The 18,386-nt window shown below is 63.2% G+C and carries 14 protein-coding genes and 1 pseudogene; 6 read left to right on the top strand and 9 right to left on the bottom strand.

Annotated elements, in window-relative coordinates:
• Positions 1-313 (bottom strand): PHP domain-containing protein (locus VFE81_RS05505; RefSeq protein WP_325043625.1); only part of this gene is annotated, 313 nt, incomplete at its 3' end.
• A gap of 420 nt (positions 314-733) precedes the next feature.
• Here VFE81_RS05505 and VFE81_RS05500 point away from each other — a divergent pair.
• Positions 734-1,597: a sulfurtransferase gene (locus tag VFE81_RS05500; RefSeq protein ID WP_325043624.1), complete on the top strand. Its 864-nt coding sequence runs from the start codon at positions 734-736 to the stop codon at positions 1,595-1,597.
• Between the two features lie 263 nt (positions 1,598-1,860).
• Positions 1,861-2,793, top strand: coding sequence for a tRNA glutamyl-Q(34) synthetase GluQRS (gene gluQRS, locus VFE81_RS05495; protein ID WP_325043623.1), 933 nt, complete (start codon positions 1,861-1,863; stop codon positions 2,791-2,793).
• Positions 2,794-2,847: 54 nt separating this feature from the next.
• Here the strand turns inward: gluQRS and VFE81_RS05490 are convergent, their stop codons facing one another.
• The 6 genes from VFE81_RS05490 to purT form a co-directional block, all read right to left on the bottom strand.
• Positions 2,848-4,335 carry a DEAD/DEAH box helicase gene (locus VFE81_RS05490; protein ID WP_325043622.1) on the bottom strand — a complete coding sequence of 496 codons (1,488 nt, stop codon included), beginning with the start codon at positions 4,333-4,335 and terminating at the stop codon, positions 2,848-2,850.
• 424 nt (positions 4,336-4,759) lie between these two features.
• Complete coding sequence (locus tag VFE81_RS05485; protein ID WP_325043621.1) at positions 4,760-6,196, bottom strand: aldehyde dehydrogenase family protein; 1,437 nt, start codon at positions 6,194-6,196, stop codon at positions 4,760-4,762.
• 177 nt (positions 6,197-6,373) lie between these two features.
• A complete protein-coding gene (locus tag VFE81_RS05480) occupies positions 6,374-8,026 on the bottom strand; it encodes an acetolactate synthase large subunit (protein WP_325043620.1) in 1,653 nt (550 codons plus the stop codon).
• A gap of 277 nt (positions 8,027-8,303) precedes the next feature.
• Entirely contained in the window at positions 8,304-8,672 is a 369-nt protein-coding gene (locus tag VFE81_RS05475) for an MliC family protein (RefSeq protein ID WP_325043619.1), read from the bottom strand.
• Between the two features lie 146 nt (positions 8,673-8,818).
• The gene (locus tag VFE81_RS05470; RefSeq protein WP_325043618.1) at positions 8,819-9,031 is read right to left on the bottom strand and encodes a DUF6726 family protein; all 213 of its coding nucleotides are present in this window, start codon (positions 9,029-9,031) and stop codon (positions 8,819-8,821) included.
• 128 nt (positions 9,032-9,159) lie between these two features.
• The gene (gene purT, locus VFE81_RS05465; protein ID WP_325043617.1) at positions 9,160-10,374 is read right to left on the bottom strand and encodes a formate-dependent phosphoribosylglycinamide formyltransferase; all 1,215 of its coding nucleotides are present in this window, start codon (positions 10,372-10,374) and stop codon (positions 9,160-9,162) included.
• Between the two features lie 299 nt (positions 10,375-10,673).
• Here purT and VFE81_RS05460 point away from each other — a divergent pair, with 299 nt between their 5' ends.
• Both VFE81_RS05460 and VFE81_RS28935 read left to right on the top strand, forming a co-directional pair.
• On the top strand, positions 10,674-11,213 hold the full coding sequence (locus tag VFE81_RS05460; protein ID WP_325043616.1) for an META domain-containing protein: 540 nt from the start codon (positions 10,674-10,676) through the stop codon (positions 11,211-11,213).
• Between the two features lie 2,444 nt (positions 11,214-13,657).
• Positions 13,658-15,193: pseudogene (locus VFE81_RS28935) on the top strand (DNA translocase FtsK); the annotation flags it as partial.
• Between the two features lie 268 nt (positions 15,194-15,461).
• Here VFE81_RS28935 and VFE81_RS05450 read toward each other — a convergent pair.
• Positions 15,462-16,757, bottom strand: coding sequence for a lactonase family protein (locus VFE81_RS05450; RefSeq protein WP_325043614.1), 1,296 nt, complete (start codon positions 16,755-16,757; stop codon positions 15,462-15,464).
• 281 nt (positions 16,758-17,038) lie between these two features.
• Between VFE81_RS05450 and VFE81_RS05445 the strand changes: the two genes are divergently transcribed.
• On the top strand, positions 17,039-17,191 hold the full coding sequence (locus VFE81_RS05445; RefSeq protein WP_007175701.1) for a DUF3096 domain-containing protein: 153 nt from the start codon (positions 17,039-17,041) through the stop codon (positions 17,189-17,191).
• Between the two features lie 88 nt (positions 17,192-17,279).
• On the opposite strand, the gene VFE81_RS05440 is transcribed toward VFE81_RS05445, so the two are convergent.
• Complete coding sequence (locus tag VFE81_RS05440; RefSeq protein WP_325043613.1) at positions 17,280-17,525, bottom strand: hypothetical protein; 246 nt, start codon at positions 17,523-17,525, stop codon at positions 17,280-17,282.
• A gap of 230 nt (positions 17,526-17,755) precedes the next feature.
• Between VFE81_RS05440 and VFE81_RS05435 the strand changes: the two genes are divergently transcribed.
• Positions 17,756-18,386: trehalase-like domain-containing protein (locus tag VFE81_RS05435; RefSeq protein ID WP_325043612.1), on the top strand; the 631-nt coding region annotated here is incomplete at its 3' end.

Here is an 18,386-nt window from a genome sequence, read left to right as displayed (position 1 = left end):
TGAGCAACTCGCACAGATTCAGATAGCCGCGCCGATCTTTGACCAGCAGCAGCAAACGCGAGGGCTTCTCGCGGTCGTCCGGATTGGTGATCCAGACGTCGCAGCCGGCAATGGGTTTGACCCCTTTGCCGCGGGCTTCCTTGTAGAAGCGGACGAGGCCGAACGCGTTGCCGAGGTCGGTAAGGGCGAGCGCACCTTGACCGTCTTTGGCAGCGGCCTTGACGACGTCGTCAAGACGCACGATGCCATCGGCAATCGAGAATTCGGAGTGAACGCGGAGATGAACGAAGCGGGGATCTGACATGGGCGACATTGTAACTCCACCCTTCCGGAGTTTTCAGGCCAAAACGGCGCGTTAGCCGTTAGGCTTAGGAGTGAAACGCGGCAGCACCCTACACCGCCGTTTTGCGGACATCTGACAGTTTCGGCGACAGCGCACGGCCGGCGCGCCTTGCGCGCTTGAACGGACCAGCCGGAGCGGGTTCGGCGGTATTGCACTCGCCGGAAGATGCGACCCGGTGCAAGCGCGTGCGGACACGCTCCGAGCAAGTTTGCGAGCAGTTTGCGCTGCCGCAATAGACCGGCCATTCGGCCGAGTCGGTCAAAGTGCCAGCTTGAGGGATAATACGGGTTTCGCCTATTCGACGTGGCCGCGCCGCGTGGAGTCTAAATGCGGGCGTCTCAATGCGCCCCGTTTTTCGCGCCGCCGGGCACTTCTTACCGCTGGACACACATGAGTATCGTCAATCTCGCCGCGTATCATTTCGCGACTATCGAAGACACCGCCGCATGGCGCCCGCTCGTCACCGAGCGCTGCAATACGCTCGGCTTGCGCGGCACCGTCCTGCTGGCGCCCGAAGGCATCAACCTGTTCGTCGCGGGCTCGCGCGAAGCCGCGGACGCCTTCATCGACTACATCCGTCACGACGCGCTGTTCGAGGGCAAGTTCGCGAATCTGCAATTCAAGGAAAGCCTGTCGGAAAAGCAGCCGTTCACTCGCATGCTGGTCAAGCTCAAGCGCGAAATCATCACAATGAAAAAACCGGCGATCCGGCCGGAGCTGGGCCGCGCGCCGTTTGTCGACGCCCCCACACTGAAAAGCTGGCTCGACCGCGGGCATGACGACGAAGGCCGCCCCGTCGTGATGCTGGACACGCGCAACGCGTTCGAAGTGGACGTCGGCACTTTTGACGACGCGCTCGACTACCGCATTACGAAATTCAGCGAGTTTCCGGAAGTGATCGAGCACAATCGTGCCGATCTGGAAGGCAAGACGGTGGTCTCGTTCTGCACGGGCGGGATTCGCTGCGAGAAGGCTGCGATCCACATGAAGGAAGTCGGCATCGAGAACGTGTACCAACTCGAAGGCGGCATCCTGAAGTATTTCGAGGAAGTCGGCGGCGCGCACTATCACGGCGACTGCTTCGTGTTCGACTACCGCACCGCCCTCAATCCGCAACTGGAGCCGACCGCGACCGTCCAATGCTTCGGCTGCCGCGCGGTGGTGACGCCAAAAGCGCAGCAATCGCCGATGTACGTGGCAGGCAAGACCTGCCCGGAATGCCATCCGGACAGCACGGCGGCGCACGCTGCGTGATAAGCGCAAACGCCTTCGCGCGATCGTGGCGAGGCGCGCTGGGCGAGCTCGGCACCCCGCACGCTCCCGCTGTCGCAAACGCGAAGCGCGCGGCCAGGTGCGCTGCATTTATCACAACCTCGAAGAGCGTGGCTGCCTGCGCCGCGGCGCCGCGTTTAGCGGCTGCATGGGCTTCGAACGAGGCCGAGCCATGCAAGATTGCCGCCATGCACGGCGGAGACACGCAAGACACTCCGTTTTTTCGGCACTAATCCATCCGACCCATGACCTATCGTGGACGCTTCGCGCCGTCGCCTACCGGGCCCCTGCATTTCGGCTCATTGGTGAGTGCGCTCGCGAGCTGGCTGGACGCGCGCGCGCATGGCGGCGCATGGCTGGTGCGCATCGAAGACATCGACGGGCCTCGCACCGTCCCTGGCGCAGCCGAGGAGATTCTGTCGACCCTCGAGAATTTCGGCATGCATGCAGACGAGCCGCCCGTCTGGCAGAGCGATCGTATTGCGCGCTATCAGGAAGCGCTGGAGCAATTGAAGGCTGCCGGCCTGGCTTATCCATGCGGCTGTACGCGCAAGGAGATTGCCGACTCGCTGCTGCATGCGCACGCGCGCAACACCACGCTCGCCTACCCCGGCACCTGTCGCAACGGCCTCCATGGCAAACCGGCGCGCGCATGGCGCCTGCGCGTACCCGACGGCGACGCGGCGGTGATCACATTTGAGGACCGCTGGCAGGGCGAACAGACGCAGAACCTGGCCACCGATGTCGGCGACTTCGTCCTGAGACGCGCTGACGATCAGTGGGCATACCAACTGGCGGTGGTGGTCGACGACGCGGACGCGGGAATTACGCACATCGTGCGCGGCGCGGACTTGATGGATTCAACAGCGCGGCAGATCTACCTGCAGCGTTGCCTGGACGTGCCGACACCGGATTATTTGCACGTACCGGTGGTCACGAACGATCAGGGTGAAAAGCTCAGCAAGCAAAACGGCGCAATCGCGCTTGACAATGACAACCCGCTTGAAGCGCTGAGCGCAGCCGCGCGTCATCTGGGTCTTGAACTCGATGGAACTGGGCATACGACGTTAGAGGGCTTTTATGCTGCCGCGACGGCAGCATGGGCGCAGCGCACGGGGTGTGCGAGTGTGATGGCGGCGAGGCGTAGCGGCCGCCCGGAACGGAGGCAGCGCCAGTAAACCGCTCAGAAAAGAAGCGCCAAAAACAACAAGACCAAGGCAAAAAGCCAGCAATCAGGTAGACGAAGGCAACTTCCTGGGCATCCCAAACCCACCCAGCAACGCAGCCAACGGCTGCTTGGAAGCAGACTTCTGCGGAGCAGCAGCCGACGAGGCAGCCGCCTCCTCGCCCTTCCGAACAGAAGCCGCCGACGGCTCATAAGGCTTGAGGAAGAAATCATCCACAGGCTGCGCGCGATGATGATGCGGCCGATCGAACGAACCCGAAGACGAAGCCCCCGGACGCCGGCGACCGCCCCGCTCGTCACGGCCCTCTGCACGGCCATCAACGCGCTCACGCCGCGGCGGACGCTCTTCATGGTGATGCCGCACCGGTGTATCCACGGTCAGGTGTTGCACTTCCAAAGGCCGTTTGATCAGCTTCTCGATATCGGCAAGCTGCTTACGCTCATTCGGGCTGCACAGCGACAAAGCATCGCCCGACGCGCCAGCGCGCCCGGTGCGCCCGATCCGGTGCACATAGTCTTCCGCATTGAACGGCAGATCGAAATTGATCACGGCGGGCAGCTCGGCGATATCCAGACCACGCGCAGCGACGTCAGTCGCCACCAAAGCCTCGATCTCGCCACGCTTGAACGCATCCAGAGCCTGCATCCGTTCATTCTGCGTCCGGTCACCGTGAATCGCGGTAGCAATCACGCCGTCGCGTTCCAGGCTCCGCGCCAGCCGGCTTGCGCCGATCTTGCTGTTGCAGAATACGATCACCTGCTTGAGGCCGCGCTCACGAATCAACTTAACGACGGCGCCGGTCTTGTCGCCCTCGGCAACCTCATAAACGATCTGCGTGACATTGGTAGCAGTCGAATTGCTGCGCGCGACTTCGATCGTCTGCGGGTCGCGCAGATATGTGGCGGCAAGTTTCTTGATTTCGCCCGAGAACGTGGCCGAAAACAGCAGCGTCTGACGTTCCTTCGGCAGCAGGTTCAGGATGCGCTGCAAATCCGGCAGGAAGCCCATGTCAAGCATCCGGTCGGCTTCGTCGAGCACGAGGATCTGCACCTGGCCGAGATTGGCGGTTTTCTGTTGCACGTGATCGAGCAGACGGCCCGGCGTGGCGATCAGAATTTCGACGCCGCGGCGCAGTTGCTCGGACTGCGGATTCATATCGACGCCGCCGAACACCACGGCGCTGCGCAGCGCCGTGTGCTTCGCGTACGATTGCACGTTCGCGGCCACCTGGTCGGCCAGTTCGCGGGTCGGCGTGAGGATCAGCGCGCGCACCGGATGGCGGGCGGGCGATGCGCTCGTGCTGGCCTGCGGCAGCAAGCGCTGGATGATCGGCAGCGAAAAGCTCGCGGTCTTGCCGGTGCCGGTTTGCGCGGCGCCCATCATGTCGCGGCCGGCCAGCACGACGGGAATCGCCTGCTCCTGGATCGGCGTAGGGATGGTGTAGCCCGATTCTTTGACGGCTTTCAGGATGTCGGGCGCGAGGCCGAATTGATCAAAAGTCGCAGTACTGGGCGTGACGGCTGTGTCGGACATGGTGGCTTTCGCTAAAAATGCGCTTGGCGCGGGTGCGCGCGGCAGCGGTCGGAACCGCAGAGGGCATCAGGATGAAGGCGGAGCCACGGCGTACCGCACGGGACCCGTCAGTATTACGGGAAAAATGCGGCCGGCTCCGGCCGGCGGAAACACCCGCCGGAAAGGCCGGTATTGTAGCACTTCAGCAAAAACACTCATGGCGCAACCGCCGGCTTTCTGCTTACGCAGGCGAAAGGCGGCCCGTGGCAGCTGGATGCGGACGTCGGCAACTTGCCTCCAGGCGACCGGGCGCCCCGCTGGCAGCGTAGTTCGCCTACGCGACAGTTACATGACAGCAACTGCCGACCAGCCGCCAACCAGGGGGACGGGACGCGTCACCGGGGCGCCAGAGGCCAGCCCAAATCAACCACCCGCTCGCGCCCCGTCACCACGTCTCGCGCATCACCATCAAGCGCATTTCGGTCATGTCCTCGATCGCGTAGCGCACGCCCTCGCGCCCGAGTCCGGAATCTTTCACGCCGCCATACGGCATGTTGTCGACCCGGAACGACGGCACGTCGTTGATCACCACGCCGCCCACTTCGAGCACATCCCACGCGCGGTGCGCATGGGCGAGCGAATCGGTGAACACGCCGGCTTGCAGGCCAAAGTCGCTGTCGTTGACGGTCGCCAGAGCGGCGTCGAAATCGTCGAAGCGCTCCAGAATCGCCACGGGTCCGAAGGCTTCTTTGCGATACAGATCGGTGTCGCGCTTGACACCTTCGAGCAGCGTGGCCTCGAACATCGCGCCTTCGACCTTGCCGCCCGCGACGATCTTCGCGCCCGCCTGCACCGCACTTTCCATCCAGCCGGCAAGGCGTTTGGACTCGGATTCGGAGATCATCGGCCCGACAAAGGTCTTTTCGTCCTTCGGATCGCCCATGATCAGCGACTTCGTCCTGGCGATCAGCTTCTCGCGCAGCGCGTCGTAGACCTTTGCATGCACCAGAATCCGCTGCACGCCGATGCAACTCTGCCCCGACTGATAGAACGCGCCGAACGCCAGCCGGTCGACCACGTAATCGAGCTTCTCGCCCTGATCGCCGTCGACGATCGCCGCCGCGTTGCCGCCCAGTTCCAGAATCACTTTCTTCTTGCCGGCCTTTTTCTTCAGTTCCCAGCCCACCGCGGGCGAGCCGGTGAAGGAAAGCAGCTTGAAACGCTCATCGGTGGTGAACAGATCGGCCCCGTCGCGATGCGCGGGAAGGATCGAAAATGCGCCTTTCGGCAAGTCGGTTTCGGCCAGAATTTCGCCCATGATCAAAGCGCCGACCGGCGTGCGACTGGCCGGTTTCAGCACGAACGGCACGCCCGCCGCGATCGCCGGCGCAACCTTGTGCGCGGTCAGGTTCAGCGGAAAATTGAACGGCGAGATAAACGAGCACGGACCGATCGGCACACGCTTCACATAGCCGTGATAACCCTTCGCCCGTGGCGAAATCTCCAGATTGATGATCTCGCCGTCGATACGCACCGACTCTTCAGCCGCCACCTTAAAGGTATCGATCAGACGCGTGACCTCGCCCTTCGAGTCGTTGATCGGCTTGCCGGCTTCGATACACAGCGCGAGCGCCAACTCGTCGTAACGCTCGCGAAAGCGCTTCACGCAATGTTCGAGCACGCCCTGGCGTTTGAACGGCGGAAACGCGCGCAACGCCGGCATCGCGGCGACGGCATAACCGATCGCTTTGTCGATCGCCGCCGCGTCCGCCATCGCCACGCGGGTCGCCACTTCGCCGCTGAATTTATCCGTGACTTCGAGATCGGTGTTCGCGGCCACCGCAACGTTGGCGAGGTAGTACGGGTAAGTCTTGTTCAACATGACGCGTTCTCCTTGATCCAATGCCTCATCAGCAACATGCAACCGGCAAGGGCTGTGCCCCGGCGCGCCGCCTCCACGGTTTCGCCGCCGCTCGCTATCAGCGCGACATCCACGTCTTGCCGGCGCGAATGCGGTCAGCTTCCTGCCTGGCTGTTTCTCGTTGACGCCAGCCGCCGCTCATAGTTGCGCGGAGAGCCGCTTGATTTCGCGATTCAACACGCGCTCGTTGTCCGAGTAGTCGATCGGCAGATCGATCACATGCACGCCGGGCGTCACGAAACATTCGCGCAGCAGCGGCGCGAACTCCGCCGCCGATTCAATGCGATGCCCCTTCGCGCCGTAACTCTGCGCATACGCGACGAAATCCGGGTTGCTCAGCGTCATGCCGTAGTCCGGGAAGTTCATGTTCTCCTGCTTCCAGCGGATCATGCCGAACGCGTCGTCGCGCAAAATCAGGATCACCAGATCGAGCTTCAGACGCACTGCTGTCTCTAGCTCCTGCGAATTCATCATGAAGCCACCGTCGCCGCACACCGCCATGACCTTGCGGTCCGGATGCACGATCTTGGTCGCGATCGCCGATGGCAACCCCGCGCCCATCGACGCCAACGCGTTATCGAGCAGCAGCGAATTCGGTTCGTGCGCGCGGTAGTAGCGCGCAAACCAGATCTTGTACATGCCGTTGTCCAGACACACGATGCCGTCTACCGGTGTGGTCTCGTAGACGTCGTGGACGATCCGCACCGGGTACATCGGGAAACGGTCGTCGTGCTGGCCTTTGACAAGATGCGCTTCGAAGTGCTGTTTGATCTCCTTGAAGCGCGTGAAGTCCCAATGTTCCTTCCGTTCCTTGAGACTTTCCTTGAGCTGCCACACCGCGTTGGCGATGTCGCCGACCACTTCGATCTGCGGGAAATACACCGTATCGACTTCCGCGCCAAGAAAGTTGACGTGAATCACCGTCTTCTCGCCGGCGTCGCCGCTGCGCATGAAGAACGGCGGCTTCTCGATCACGTCGTGCCCGACATTGATAATGCAATCCGCGTGGTCGATCGCGCGGTGCACGAAGTCGCCGTCGGACAAGGTAGCGTTGCCAAGCCACATCGGGTGTGATTCATCGATCACGCCCTTGCCCATCTGCGTTGTGAAAAATGGAATGCCGATCTGGTCGACGAATTCGCGCAACATCTTGGTGGTGGTCTTGCGGTTGCCGCCCGCACCGATCATCAGCAAGGGATGCTTCGCCTTCGTGATCGCCTCGACCGCGCGCGCTACGGCTTTTTCCTCGGCGACAGGACGGCGGCTGTAGCTCTTCGGAATCGGCTTGCCGTCGCCCTCTTCGTCCGCAACGTCTTCTGGCAACTCGAGGTGCACGGCGCCGGGACGCTCTTCTTCAGCCTGACGAACCGCCTCGCGCACCGCGGCCGGAATGTTGGCGATCGACACGATCTGCCGCGTGTACTTGGTGAGCGGCTCCATCATCCGCACCACGTCGACGATCTGGAAATGGCCCTGCTTGCTCGACTTGATCGGCTTTTGCCCGGTCACCATCAGCATCGGCATGCCGCCCAACTGCGCGTATGCGGCAGCGGTCACGAAGTTGGTCGCGCCCGGCCCGAGGGTGGCCAGACACACGCCGGTGCGTCCGGTGAGGCGCCCATACGTGGCGGCCATGAAACCGGCCGCCTGTTCATGACGCGTAAGAATCAGGCGAATTTTCGAGCGGCGCAGCGATTCGAGCAGATCGAGATTTTCTTCACCGGGGATGCCGAACACGTACTCGACACCTTCAGCTTCCAGCGATTTGACGAACAGGTCCGATGCTTTCATGGAGGGTCTCGCTTGATGAAACGGACGCCGGCGACTAGCCCGCCCGTTGAGGTCCGAAAACGTACGATTGAAGACGACGACAGCCACGCGAACCGTGCGCGGGCCGACATAACGGTCACAGCGGGGACAGCAGTAACAGCGGACACAGCGGATGCCATGCCGGACAGCTTACTACTCGAACGGAAAGGATGCGCGCAGGCGGGCAACGCCGCAAGGCAGAGGCAACGGTAAAGTAAGGCAGGCGGCGGGGTGTTTGAAAAAAGCCGCCGCATCATGCTCAGCGATTGATAGTGACGCAGTCGGACAGCATCGGCGGGGCGTTTTCACCGTCCGTCGCGTCGTACAGGTCGCCGCGCGGGCCTTTGGTCCACCAGGTGTAGCTGCCGGCCTGATACTTCGCACCTGAGGCCGATATCGTGTTGACGAACAGCAGTTGTTGGCCCTTTACAGGCACGAGCGCGAAGCTCTGGCCGTTCGCCGTGTTCCAGTAGGTCACTTGCAGAATCTTGCCGGTCGCGCAGGTGTATTTGTGCGTCTGGCGATTCTTGGCCTGAATCTCGGCGAGGTGCAATGGCGCGGCCCATGCATTGCCGTATAGCGCAGCGAGACCCGTAGCCGCAGTGACTGCAACAAGCCATTTCTTCATGAGATGCCTCGATCGTTGTTGCACATCAGGCACGGGCGGTGCGCCTTGCGCTGCGGTTGTGGTTGCGGCGGTGGTTGCGGCTGTTTTGTGCGTCAGGAACGCTCACGGACCCTTCGTGAGTCGGTCGTGAGTCGGTCGTGGGTCGCTTATGGATCGATCACGTTGGCGCACGCGTCGGTCGGCGCGGCGGCCACGTGCCCGACCAGCGGCACGATCTTCAAACCAGCCGAAGCGACCCGGCAAGGCGCGGCGGCGAGGCCGCACCCTGTCATCCCGGCACACAGCGCAAGCAGCACGCCAAGTGCGCCGAAACGGCCCAGCCTTCCAAGCCGCATGTTCTTGCGGGATCCCAGGGTCATACCCACCTCTACTTCAACGAACTTCAATGAGCCGGGTTTCGCGCCCGGCGAGCTTGCGAGACAAGCGACTATTTCATTGCACATCGACGCGCTGCGGGACCGCCTGGCGCGTCTCCGAAGCGCGTTACTTACTTCGTGGAAACCGGCCGCACCGTCGCCGCGGCCTGCTTCGCGCGCGAGCGGGCTTCGTCAATATTCTCGCCAGTGGCCAGCGCCACGCCCATGCGGCGCTTGACGAAGCTCTCCGGTTTGCCGAAGAGACGCAGATCCGCATTCGGCACGGCCAACGCCGCCGCGACACCTTCGAATGCGATAGCCGCTTCGTCCAGACCGCCGTAAATCACCGCCGACGCGCCCGGCGCCCGCAGCGACGTATCCACCGGCAAGCCGAGAATCGCGCGCGCATGCAGTTCGAACTCCGAGAAGCGTTGCGAGCACAGCGTGACGAGACCCGTATCGTGCGGACGCGGGCTCACTTCCGAGAACCATACGTCATCACCGCGCACGAAAAGTTCCACACCGAAGAGGCCCCTGCCGCCCAATGCCGCAGTGACCTTATGCGCCACATCGCGCGAGCGTTCGAGAGCGAGCGGGCTCATCGGCTGCGGCTGCCACGATTCGACGTAGTCGCCCGCCACCTGCACATGGCCGATCGGGTCGCAGAAATACGTGCTGACTTCGCCGCTCGCCGGATCGACGGCGCGCACCGTCAGCTGGGTGATTTCGTACTCGAAGTCGATAAAGCCTTCGACGATCACGCGGCCGTGATTCACGCGCCCACCCGCCATCGCGTATTGCCAGGCGGTTTCGACATCCGCGTCGCTCTTCAGCACCGACTGCCCCTTGCCCGATGACGACATCACCGGTTTCACCACGCATGGATAACCGACCTTGGCGATGCCCGCGCGCAGTTCGTCGAGCGAATCGGCGAACGCGTACGGCGAGGTCGGCAGGCCAAGTTCTTCAGCGGCCAGACGGCGGATGCCTTCGCGGTTCATCGTGAGTTGCGTGGCGCGCGCCGTCGGGATCACTTCGGCAAGGCCGTCGGCTTCGATCGCGGCGAGCGCGTCGGTCGCGATGGCTTCGATCTCGGGGACGATCAGATGCGGGCGTTCCTGTTCGACCAGCGCGCGCAACGCGGCGCGGTCGGTCATGTCGATCACGTGCGAGCGATGCGCGACCTGATGACCCGGCGCGTTCGGATAACGGTCGACGGCGATCACTTCGACACCCAGCCGTTGCAGCGCGATGATCACTTCCTTGCCGAGCTCGCCGGCGCCGAGCAGCATGACGCGCGTGGCGGATTCAGAAAGAGGCGTGCCGATCCGTTGGCCGATCTGCATGGGGTCTCCAGAAAAAGTCGGATGAGGGTGGGATTGGGGAGAACACGATGTTAACATGCGCACCCCGATGCGCACCCCGATACGCACCCGATGCGCCGACGTCGCGGCCCCTCGCCGCACGTTGCTCACCGGGTTCGCGTTGCTATCTGTGCGTAAGGCGCGCAGAGCGCGCTGCGGCACTAACCGCGGCGCACGCTGCGACGCACGTGTTTAAGTCCGCTCTCACGCCGTTGCGCTCGCGTGCGGCGAGCTTAGTGCGTTACCCTTACGCCTTCGCCAGTTTGAAGAGGAACGACGTCATGCTCCAAAGCTCCTCCGCGCGACGTGTTGCGCGCTTCATCCCTTATGCGCGCACGGCTATCGCCGCGTTGAGCGTCGCCGCGCTATGCAGCGCGTGCGCCATGCCGAAGCATCCCGACTCGGAAGCCGCACCGCCCGATCCGTTCAATCCGGCCGCCACCCAGTTGCTCGACAACACCAGTTGGGTGCTCAGCGGCTGGAAGCAGGCCGACGGCACGGTGCGAGCGATTCCGTCCGCGGATCAGAGCGCGCCGATTACGCTCGTGCTCTCCACCGACAAAGGCCAGCGCCACGCCAGCGGTTTTTCCGGCTGCAACCGCTACATGGGTTCGTACGCGCTGAAAGACGGCAAGCTGAGCTTCGGCACCCTGGGCGGCACGCGCATGGCGTGCATGACGCCGGGCGGACAGATCGAAGGTGCGTATCTCAACGCGCTGACGCACATCGACCGCACCGGCGTGCAGATGCGCACACCGCAGCAGATGCAGTTGGTGCTCGACAACGGCGATACGCTGACGTTCGACAGCAGCGCCAAGTGACACGTAGGCGGATCGACCCGCGAGCAGACAAGCCGTTGGACGGTTGCAGCCGACGCTGTCGGCATGGCGCGCACAGGCTGTCGTAGCAGCCGTTGTTTTTCACCGACGGCAGGCCGCTCGCCGGCCTGCTTTCCCATTTGGACGCAAGCATACTTGCGTCTGCCTTCGAAGCATCGGGCTTCCCCGGTTAAACTCGATGGATTGCGTTTTTGCGCGTCCGTCATTCGTTGATGTCTAGCATGCACACGGTAGTTTTCGGCTGGTTCGGCGGGTCAGCCGTCTGGTTCATTCCTCTTTTGTGGCGCCTCGTGAAGTCGGTGCTGCCAGGCGGCGCAGGTTTGCGCGGCCCCGGCACGATCCGCCTTTGGCTCGGCTTCGTCTGTGTGATGGTGGCGAGCTGCACCCTGGAGGCGTCGCTGATCGACGCGGCCGGCGTGAATGGCCTCGGCCATGCGCTGGCGGCGGGCTTCGGTCATCTGCTCGGCCATATCGGCACGCCGCTCGCGGCGCTCGCCCTGCTCGTGATCAGCCTGCCCTGGCTGATCGACTTCCGCTGGAGCGGCGTCGCCATGTGGGCCGATGGGGCATTCGGCCTCGGCCTGTCACGCGGCCTTGCCAAACGCGACGAGGAAGCGCGCCGCCATCGCAGCGTCGACGACGGTTTGCCGTCGCACGTTTCGCCGTCCACCAATACGATGGCGCCGAAAAGTAATGGACGTTACGCGCGCCCGACCGTCTGGCGGCCGCCGGCAGGTGGTCGTGGTGCAGTTGCGGCGGGTGGTGCGGCGGGTGTGGCGGGCGGCCCCGCTGCGGCCAGGGACGCGGCGGCGCGTGGTGCCGGGGCGAACTGGCGGCCGGGCGCAGTAAAGACGCGCAGCCAGACCACGCAGACGGAGCCGGTGCTGCGCACGTCCGCCGGGACAACGCCGCGCCAGGTGGAGCGGCAAGTGCCGATGCAGGCGCAGACGCCGACACCGACGCACCCGCTGCACGCGGACAAGCCGGCATGGATGCCGGCCGAACCGGTAGCGCCAGCCGGTTGGTTGCGTGAACCGGCAACGGCGCCGCGCGCGACCACACCTGTGGCCGGTTCGACGACGGGCTCGGGAACGACCGCGACTTCGGCTCGCGATGGTGCGTCGCCGGTTGGCCGACGCACAGCCGGCGAGCAACGTCCGGTGGGATCGTTGGCGGCTGGCTCGGGCATGGCAGGTGTGGCTGGCGTCGCGGGTGCAGTCGCCGCTTCGCGCGCGAACGCCAACGTCGCGCCGACGCAGCCAACGCGGCGCCCGACTTCCTTCAGCGCGCCGGCACCCAGCTATACCCGGCCCATGGCCACAACGCAGAAAGTCACGCCGCCGGCCAGCGTCCAGGAAACGCTTCGCAGCATCGAGGAAAACGCCGCACGCTGGACCGACATCGCCGGCGTCAGCCTCGCGCGCAGCAGCGGCGCGGAAAATACGATGGTCACGACGACTCCGTTGAGCACCGAGCCCGTCGTGCAATGGCCGATTGAGCCGCCGATCATTCAGACATCGTTGGTTGCGGCGTCGGCTGCGGCACCGGTGCCCACCCCTACGCCGTTTCAAATGTTCGCGACCCAGTTGCAGGCGAGCGGCGCGCAAACGGACTTGCCACCGTTCGTCGAAGACGAACCGACGCAATTCGCGAATCAGAACAGCAATAGCAATGCAAACGCATCAGCTGAACGCGTGCAGCCGATCGCTCAGGCTGCCGAGGCGTCTGATGCTGCCAGCATCGCCGCTCACGCAGAAGCGGCGCGTGCCGAAACTTTGCGCGCTGAGCAGGCGCAGCCGTTAGCTCAGCCTGCGGTGCCTTCGCAAATTGCAGCGACGCACATGACTACTACTGCGGATACGGCGGGCGTACCGCACGTAGTCAGCACCGACGCTCCAGGCGAGGCCGTGACGATGCATCGCGCCACGCCGCCATGGCACGTCGCAAGCGTAAGCGAAGCAGCCGTGCCAGTCGAAGCGGTAACGACGGACACCCCTGCCCTATCGGATCTATCGAACATATCCGACGACTTGAACTCGTCGAACGCATCGAACGCATCGGACGCATCGGGCGCTTCGAACGCTTCGAACACTTCGACTGTCATCGACGCAGTACAGCCACAAAACGCAGCATCGCACGCGTCGAATGTGGTTCGCTTCCCTGGCTTCACGGTTCAGGCCGCCCCCGTGGCGTCTGTCGCCGTTGTCAACGAAGCCGCCGACGCGCTGGCTTACACACCAAACACATCAAACGTACCAGGCGCACCCGGCGCAACAGCCGCACTGAGCATCCCTACCGCCCAAGCCGTACCATCCGCAGCTCACCTCGCAATCGAACCCTCGGCACCCATCGACCCTGCGGAGCCGACCGAGCCTTTGGAACCCACTGAGCCTGCAGAACCCGCCGAACCCATCGTCCAGCGGCCGCCGTTGCGCGGCCACAGCCCGGCCAATGGCTTCGAATTCCGCGCGCCCTCGGCATCGATGGTCGAATTGCCGACCCTCGACCTGCTCGCGCTCGCCGACACCGACGTCGAACCCGTCTCCGAAGAAAAACTCATCGAAACCGGTCTGCTGATCGAACAGCGTCTGCAGGAATTCAAGGTGCCGGTCACTGTGGTCGGCCATTCGGCCGGCCCGGTCATCACGCGCTTCGAAGTCGAGCCGGCGCTCGGCGTGCGCGGCAGTCAGATCGTCGGCCTGATGAAGGACTTGTCGCGCGGCCTCGGTCTCACGTCGATTCGCGTGGTCGAGACGATTCCGGGCAAAACCTGCATGGGTCTCGAGTTGCCGAATGCCAAGCGGCAAACGATCCGCCTGTCCGAAATTATCGAAGCCAGCGTCTATCAGAACTCGCATTCGCAGTTGACGCTGGCGATGGGCAAGGACATCACCGGGCATCCGGTGGTCGCCGATCTGGCGAAAGCGCCGCACATGCTGGTGGCAGGCACGACGGGTTCGGGCAAGTCGGTGGCGATCAACGCCATGATCTGTTCATTGCTCTTCAAGGCGACGCCTGAAGAAGTGCGGCTCATCATGATCGACCCGAAAATGCTGGAACTGTCGGTGTACGAAGGCATTCCGCATCTGCTCGCGCCGGTCGTCACCGATATGAAACTGGCCGCCAATGCGCTGAACTGGTGTGTCGGCGAAATGGAAAAGCGCTATCGGCTCATGTCCGCGGTCGGCGTGCGCAACCTGGCCGGCTTCAACCAGAAGATTCGCGATACGGAAGCGAAGGGCAAGAAGCTCGGCAACCCGTTCTCGCTGACGCCGGAAGCACCCGAGCCGCTCGCGCCGCTGCCGCTGATCGTGGTGGTGATCGACGAGCTGGCCGACCTGATGATGGTCGCGGGCAAGAAGATCGAAGAGCTGATCGCGCGTCTCGCGCAGAAGGCGCGCGCCGCCGGCATTCACCTGATTCTGGCAACGCAGCGTCCGTCCGTGGACGTGATCACCGGCCTCATCAAGGCGAACATTCCGACGCGCGTGGCATTCCAGGTGTCGTCGAAAATCGACTCGCGCACGATTCTCGATCAGATGGGTGCCGAATCGCTGCTCGGCCAAGGTGACATGCTGTTCCTGCCGCCGGGCACCGGTTACCCGCAGCGGGTGCACGGGGCTTTCGTCGCCGACGAGGAAGTGCATCGGATCGTCGAATATCTGAAGCAGTTCGGCGAACCGCAATACGAAGAAGGTATTCTCGACGGCCCGGCTACTGAAGGTGCGTCGCCCGACCTGTTCGGCGACACGCCGGAGGCCGAAGCCGATCCGCTTTACGACGAAGCCGTTGCCTTCGTGGTGCGCACGCGGCGCGCGTCGATCTCGTCGGTGCAGCGGCAATTGCGCATCGGATATAACCGCGCGGCGCGGCTCGTCGAGCAGATGGAAACAGCGGGATTGGTGTCGGCGATGGGCATCAATGGCAGCCGTGAAGTGCTCGCGCCGGGACCGGCGGAATAAGCACGACGAGCCAGTAGCAGGCAACAAAGCCAGCTCAAACTAAACGAGCTGAGTCCTGTGATGTACAGGACTCAGCCCTCACGCCCCTAGCCGAAAACTATCCAACTCTTGGGGTGCAGTTCAGAAGCAACCCATTTTTTATGCGGCGCGCGTATTCAGATCACGGCCGGCCAACGAATGCTTACACGCATTCGCATCACAGCGTACTCGTATTCACATCGAGCGCTGAACGCAGCCTCAACCATGTCCACATGGCGCGCACCCTGCCTCACGACGGCGACACCAGCTTGAAGTCCACCGGCGAATCGATCTCGATACGCTTCGGATTCGCTTCGAGCAATCCGCTCTGCTGATCGCGCTTGAACACATACACCGTGCCGCTGTTCTGGTTACCGACGATCAGCCAATTGCCGGTCGGGTCGATCGCGAATTCGCGCGGCGACTTGCCGAGACTCGACTGGTGCCCAATCTTCTTCAGATGACCATTGGTAGGGTCGACCGAGAAGATCACGATATCGTTCGCGTCGCCGCGATTCGACGCGTAGAGGAAGCGCCCGTCCGGCGAAAGATGGATCGCCGAGCCGCCGACAGCGCCCTTGAAGCCAGGTTCCGTCAACGAAAGCGTCTGCACCTGCGTGAGCTTGCCGTCGTCGTAGTTGAAGGTGCTGACCGTGCCGGCCAGTTCACTCGTCAGATACGCATGCTTGCCGTCCGCGCCGAACACCAGGTGACGCGGGCCCGTACCTGCTTTCTCCTGGGTGTAACGCCAGTCGGTCGGGCCCAACAGGCCACGGCTGCCGTCCGGGGTATAGCGGTACGAGTACAGCTTGTCGGCACCCAGGTCCTGCGCGAACAGATAGTGGCCGTCCGGCGAGAACACGGTGGAGTGAACGTGTGAGTTGTCCTGACGCCCCTTCACCGGACCACCGCCTTCATGATGCACCGTGAGCACCGACGCGCCCACCTGGCCATCCGCCTGCAGCGGGAACACCGCAAAGCTGCCGCCCGGATCGGCGGCCACCGAGTAGTTGGCCGTCAGCAGATATTTGCCGTCCGGCGACAGGCTCAGATAGCACGGGTCATTGCCGTCCGACGAGACCTTGTTGAGAAAGGTCAGTTGGCCGCTCGCGGCGTCGAAGCGAAACGCGCTGATACCGCCGCGCTGCGTCGCCGGACCGTTGTCGCCGGGCAATTCGTTGACGGCATAGACGAAGCGCCGGTCACGGCTCACCACCAGGTACGACGGGTTGACCGTCGGCGCGACCGATACGCGGGTCGCTTCGCCCGACTTCGTGTCGAAGCGGTAGACGTACACGCCCTCGCTCTTACCGCCGGTGTAAGTGCCGACCAGCATGTCATAGACGCCGTCGGCGGGAACCGGGCCGGAATCTTGCGCAAACGCATGCGAAGCAACAATCGAGACCATGAGCACGAAACCTTTTATTATCGAGCGAGCGGAGCGCAGAGGAGTTGGCCGCGCGCCGCGCCATGAGGTGGATTGAGCAGTAGAAGGTAAAAGAGAGCTTGAAACGGCATGCACTGCAGCCCGGTGACTACGAAGCATAGGACCTCCTGGACATCGGTTATTCGGTTGATTCGGTTGTAATGGTGTCTCTGGTCTGCCGCGCAATCGGTCGAATTGTTTTATCGAGGCAAGTATAGAAGCGTTGCGTCGGATCATGCAGCGAATCCGGCTACAGGGATTCAGTCGGACCGCGTTAGGTCGGGCGGCGTTAGGCCGGGCCGCGTCAGGCCCGGGCCCTTCATCTGCATGCGTAGCAATTGTCCCGCCTGGCGGGGTATTTTTTCAACCGCGTCTCACCCATCTCACACTACGGAGTCTTCATGAACGTCACACTCAGCCTGGGCCCGCTCGTTTCGCTGATCGCCGGTATTCTGATTCTCGTCATGCCGCGACTGTTGAACTACATCGTCGCGCTCTATCTGATCATCATCGGCATCATTGGGATCTTCGGCGTGGGGTCGTCACACTTCTAGGCGGCGGTAGTCAGCCATAGAAAAGCTGCAAGGGACACACAACCGGGTGCGGTACGGGCCCGGCGCCGTCCCGCAAGAACGCGGAAGGTCAGCCGTTCGAAAGCTGGTCCAGCCGCAAGCGCCCCTGCAACGACAATCCGCCGACGGCATAATGGCCGTCACCGCCCTGATGACGCCGGAAGCAGGCCCGTTCGATCAGAAAGGCCAGCGCGGTCTGCATGCCGTTACGGCTCAGGCCCAGCCGGTCATGATCGAGCGGCAACATTGAATCGTCAGCCAGTTCGCTGGCGGCCGAGAGAATCGTGATGCAATCGGATTTCGACGGGTTCAGCATAGCTTGGATCCTCGAAAACGGCGTCTGCATGCGCCATGGGCAAAGCCGGTGCATGATTCGGAGGTCTCCGCGCATCGGCATGAAAACCGATTGTAGGCAGTGATTTGACAATTACCAACTCGCGTTTTGCCGCATTGCGTGCTGAACCAAAACGCATCGCGCGAGTCCGGTAGTAACAACGACCCGGCGCGCGGCGGTCTTCGCCTCGCGTAAAACTGACACGCTCCTCCATGCCCGCACTTATCGAAGACTATGCGCTCATCGGCGACGGCCACACGGCCGCGCTCATCTCCCGAGACGGTTCCGTCGACTGGCTCTGCTGGCCGCGCTTCGACTCCGGCGCCTGCTTCGCCGCCCTGCTCGGCACGCCCGACAACGGCCGCTGGCTGATCTCGCCAGTCTCGGATACGCCGCCCAAAATTACGCGGCGTTATCGTGGCGAGACGCTGATTCTGGAAACCGATTTCGAAACGCCGGAAGGCGCGGTCACGCTGATCGACTTCATGCCGCCTGGCAACGGTTGGTCGGAGATGGTGCGGATTGTGGTCGGCAAACGCGGCACGGTGAGCATGCAGATGGAGCTGGTGCTGCGCTTCGACTATGGTTTTTCGATTCCGTGGGTGGATCGCCTGAAGCACGACAGCGGCATCAAGGCGATCGTCGGCCCGGACACCGCGGTGCTGCGCACGCCGGTTGACTTGCGCGGCGAGAACATGAAAACCGTCGCGGAATTCACCGTGAGCGAAGGCGAGCGCGTGCCGTTTTCGCTGGCTTATGCCGCCTCGCATCTGCGTATTCCGCCGGGACGCGATCCGCATACGTCGCTCGCACGCACCGAGAACCATTGGCTCGAATGGTCCG

It is taken from the genome of Paraburkholderia sp. (genome assembly GCF_035656215.1).
Classification (GTDB): Bacteria; Pseudomonadota; Gammaproteobacteria; order Burkholderiales; family Burkholderiaceae; genus Paraburkholderia.
Note: the sequence above shows the minus strand (reverse complement) of the source record. Positions and strands in the feature narration are given on the sequence as shown.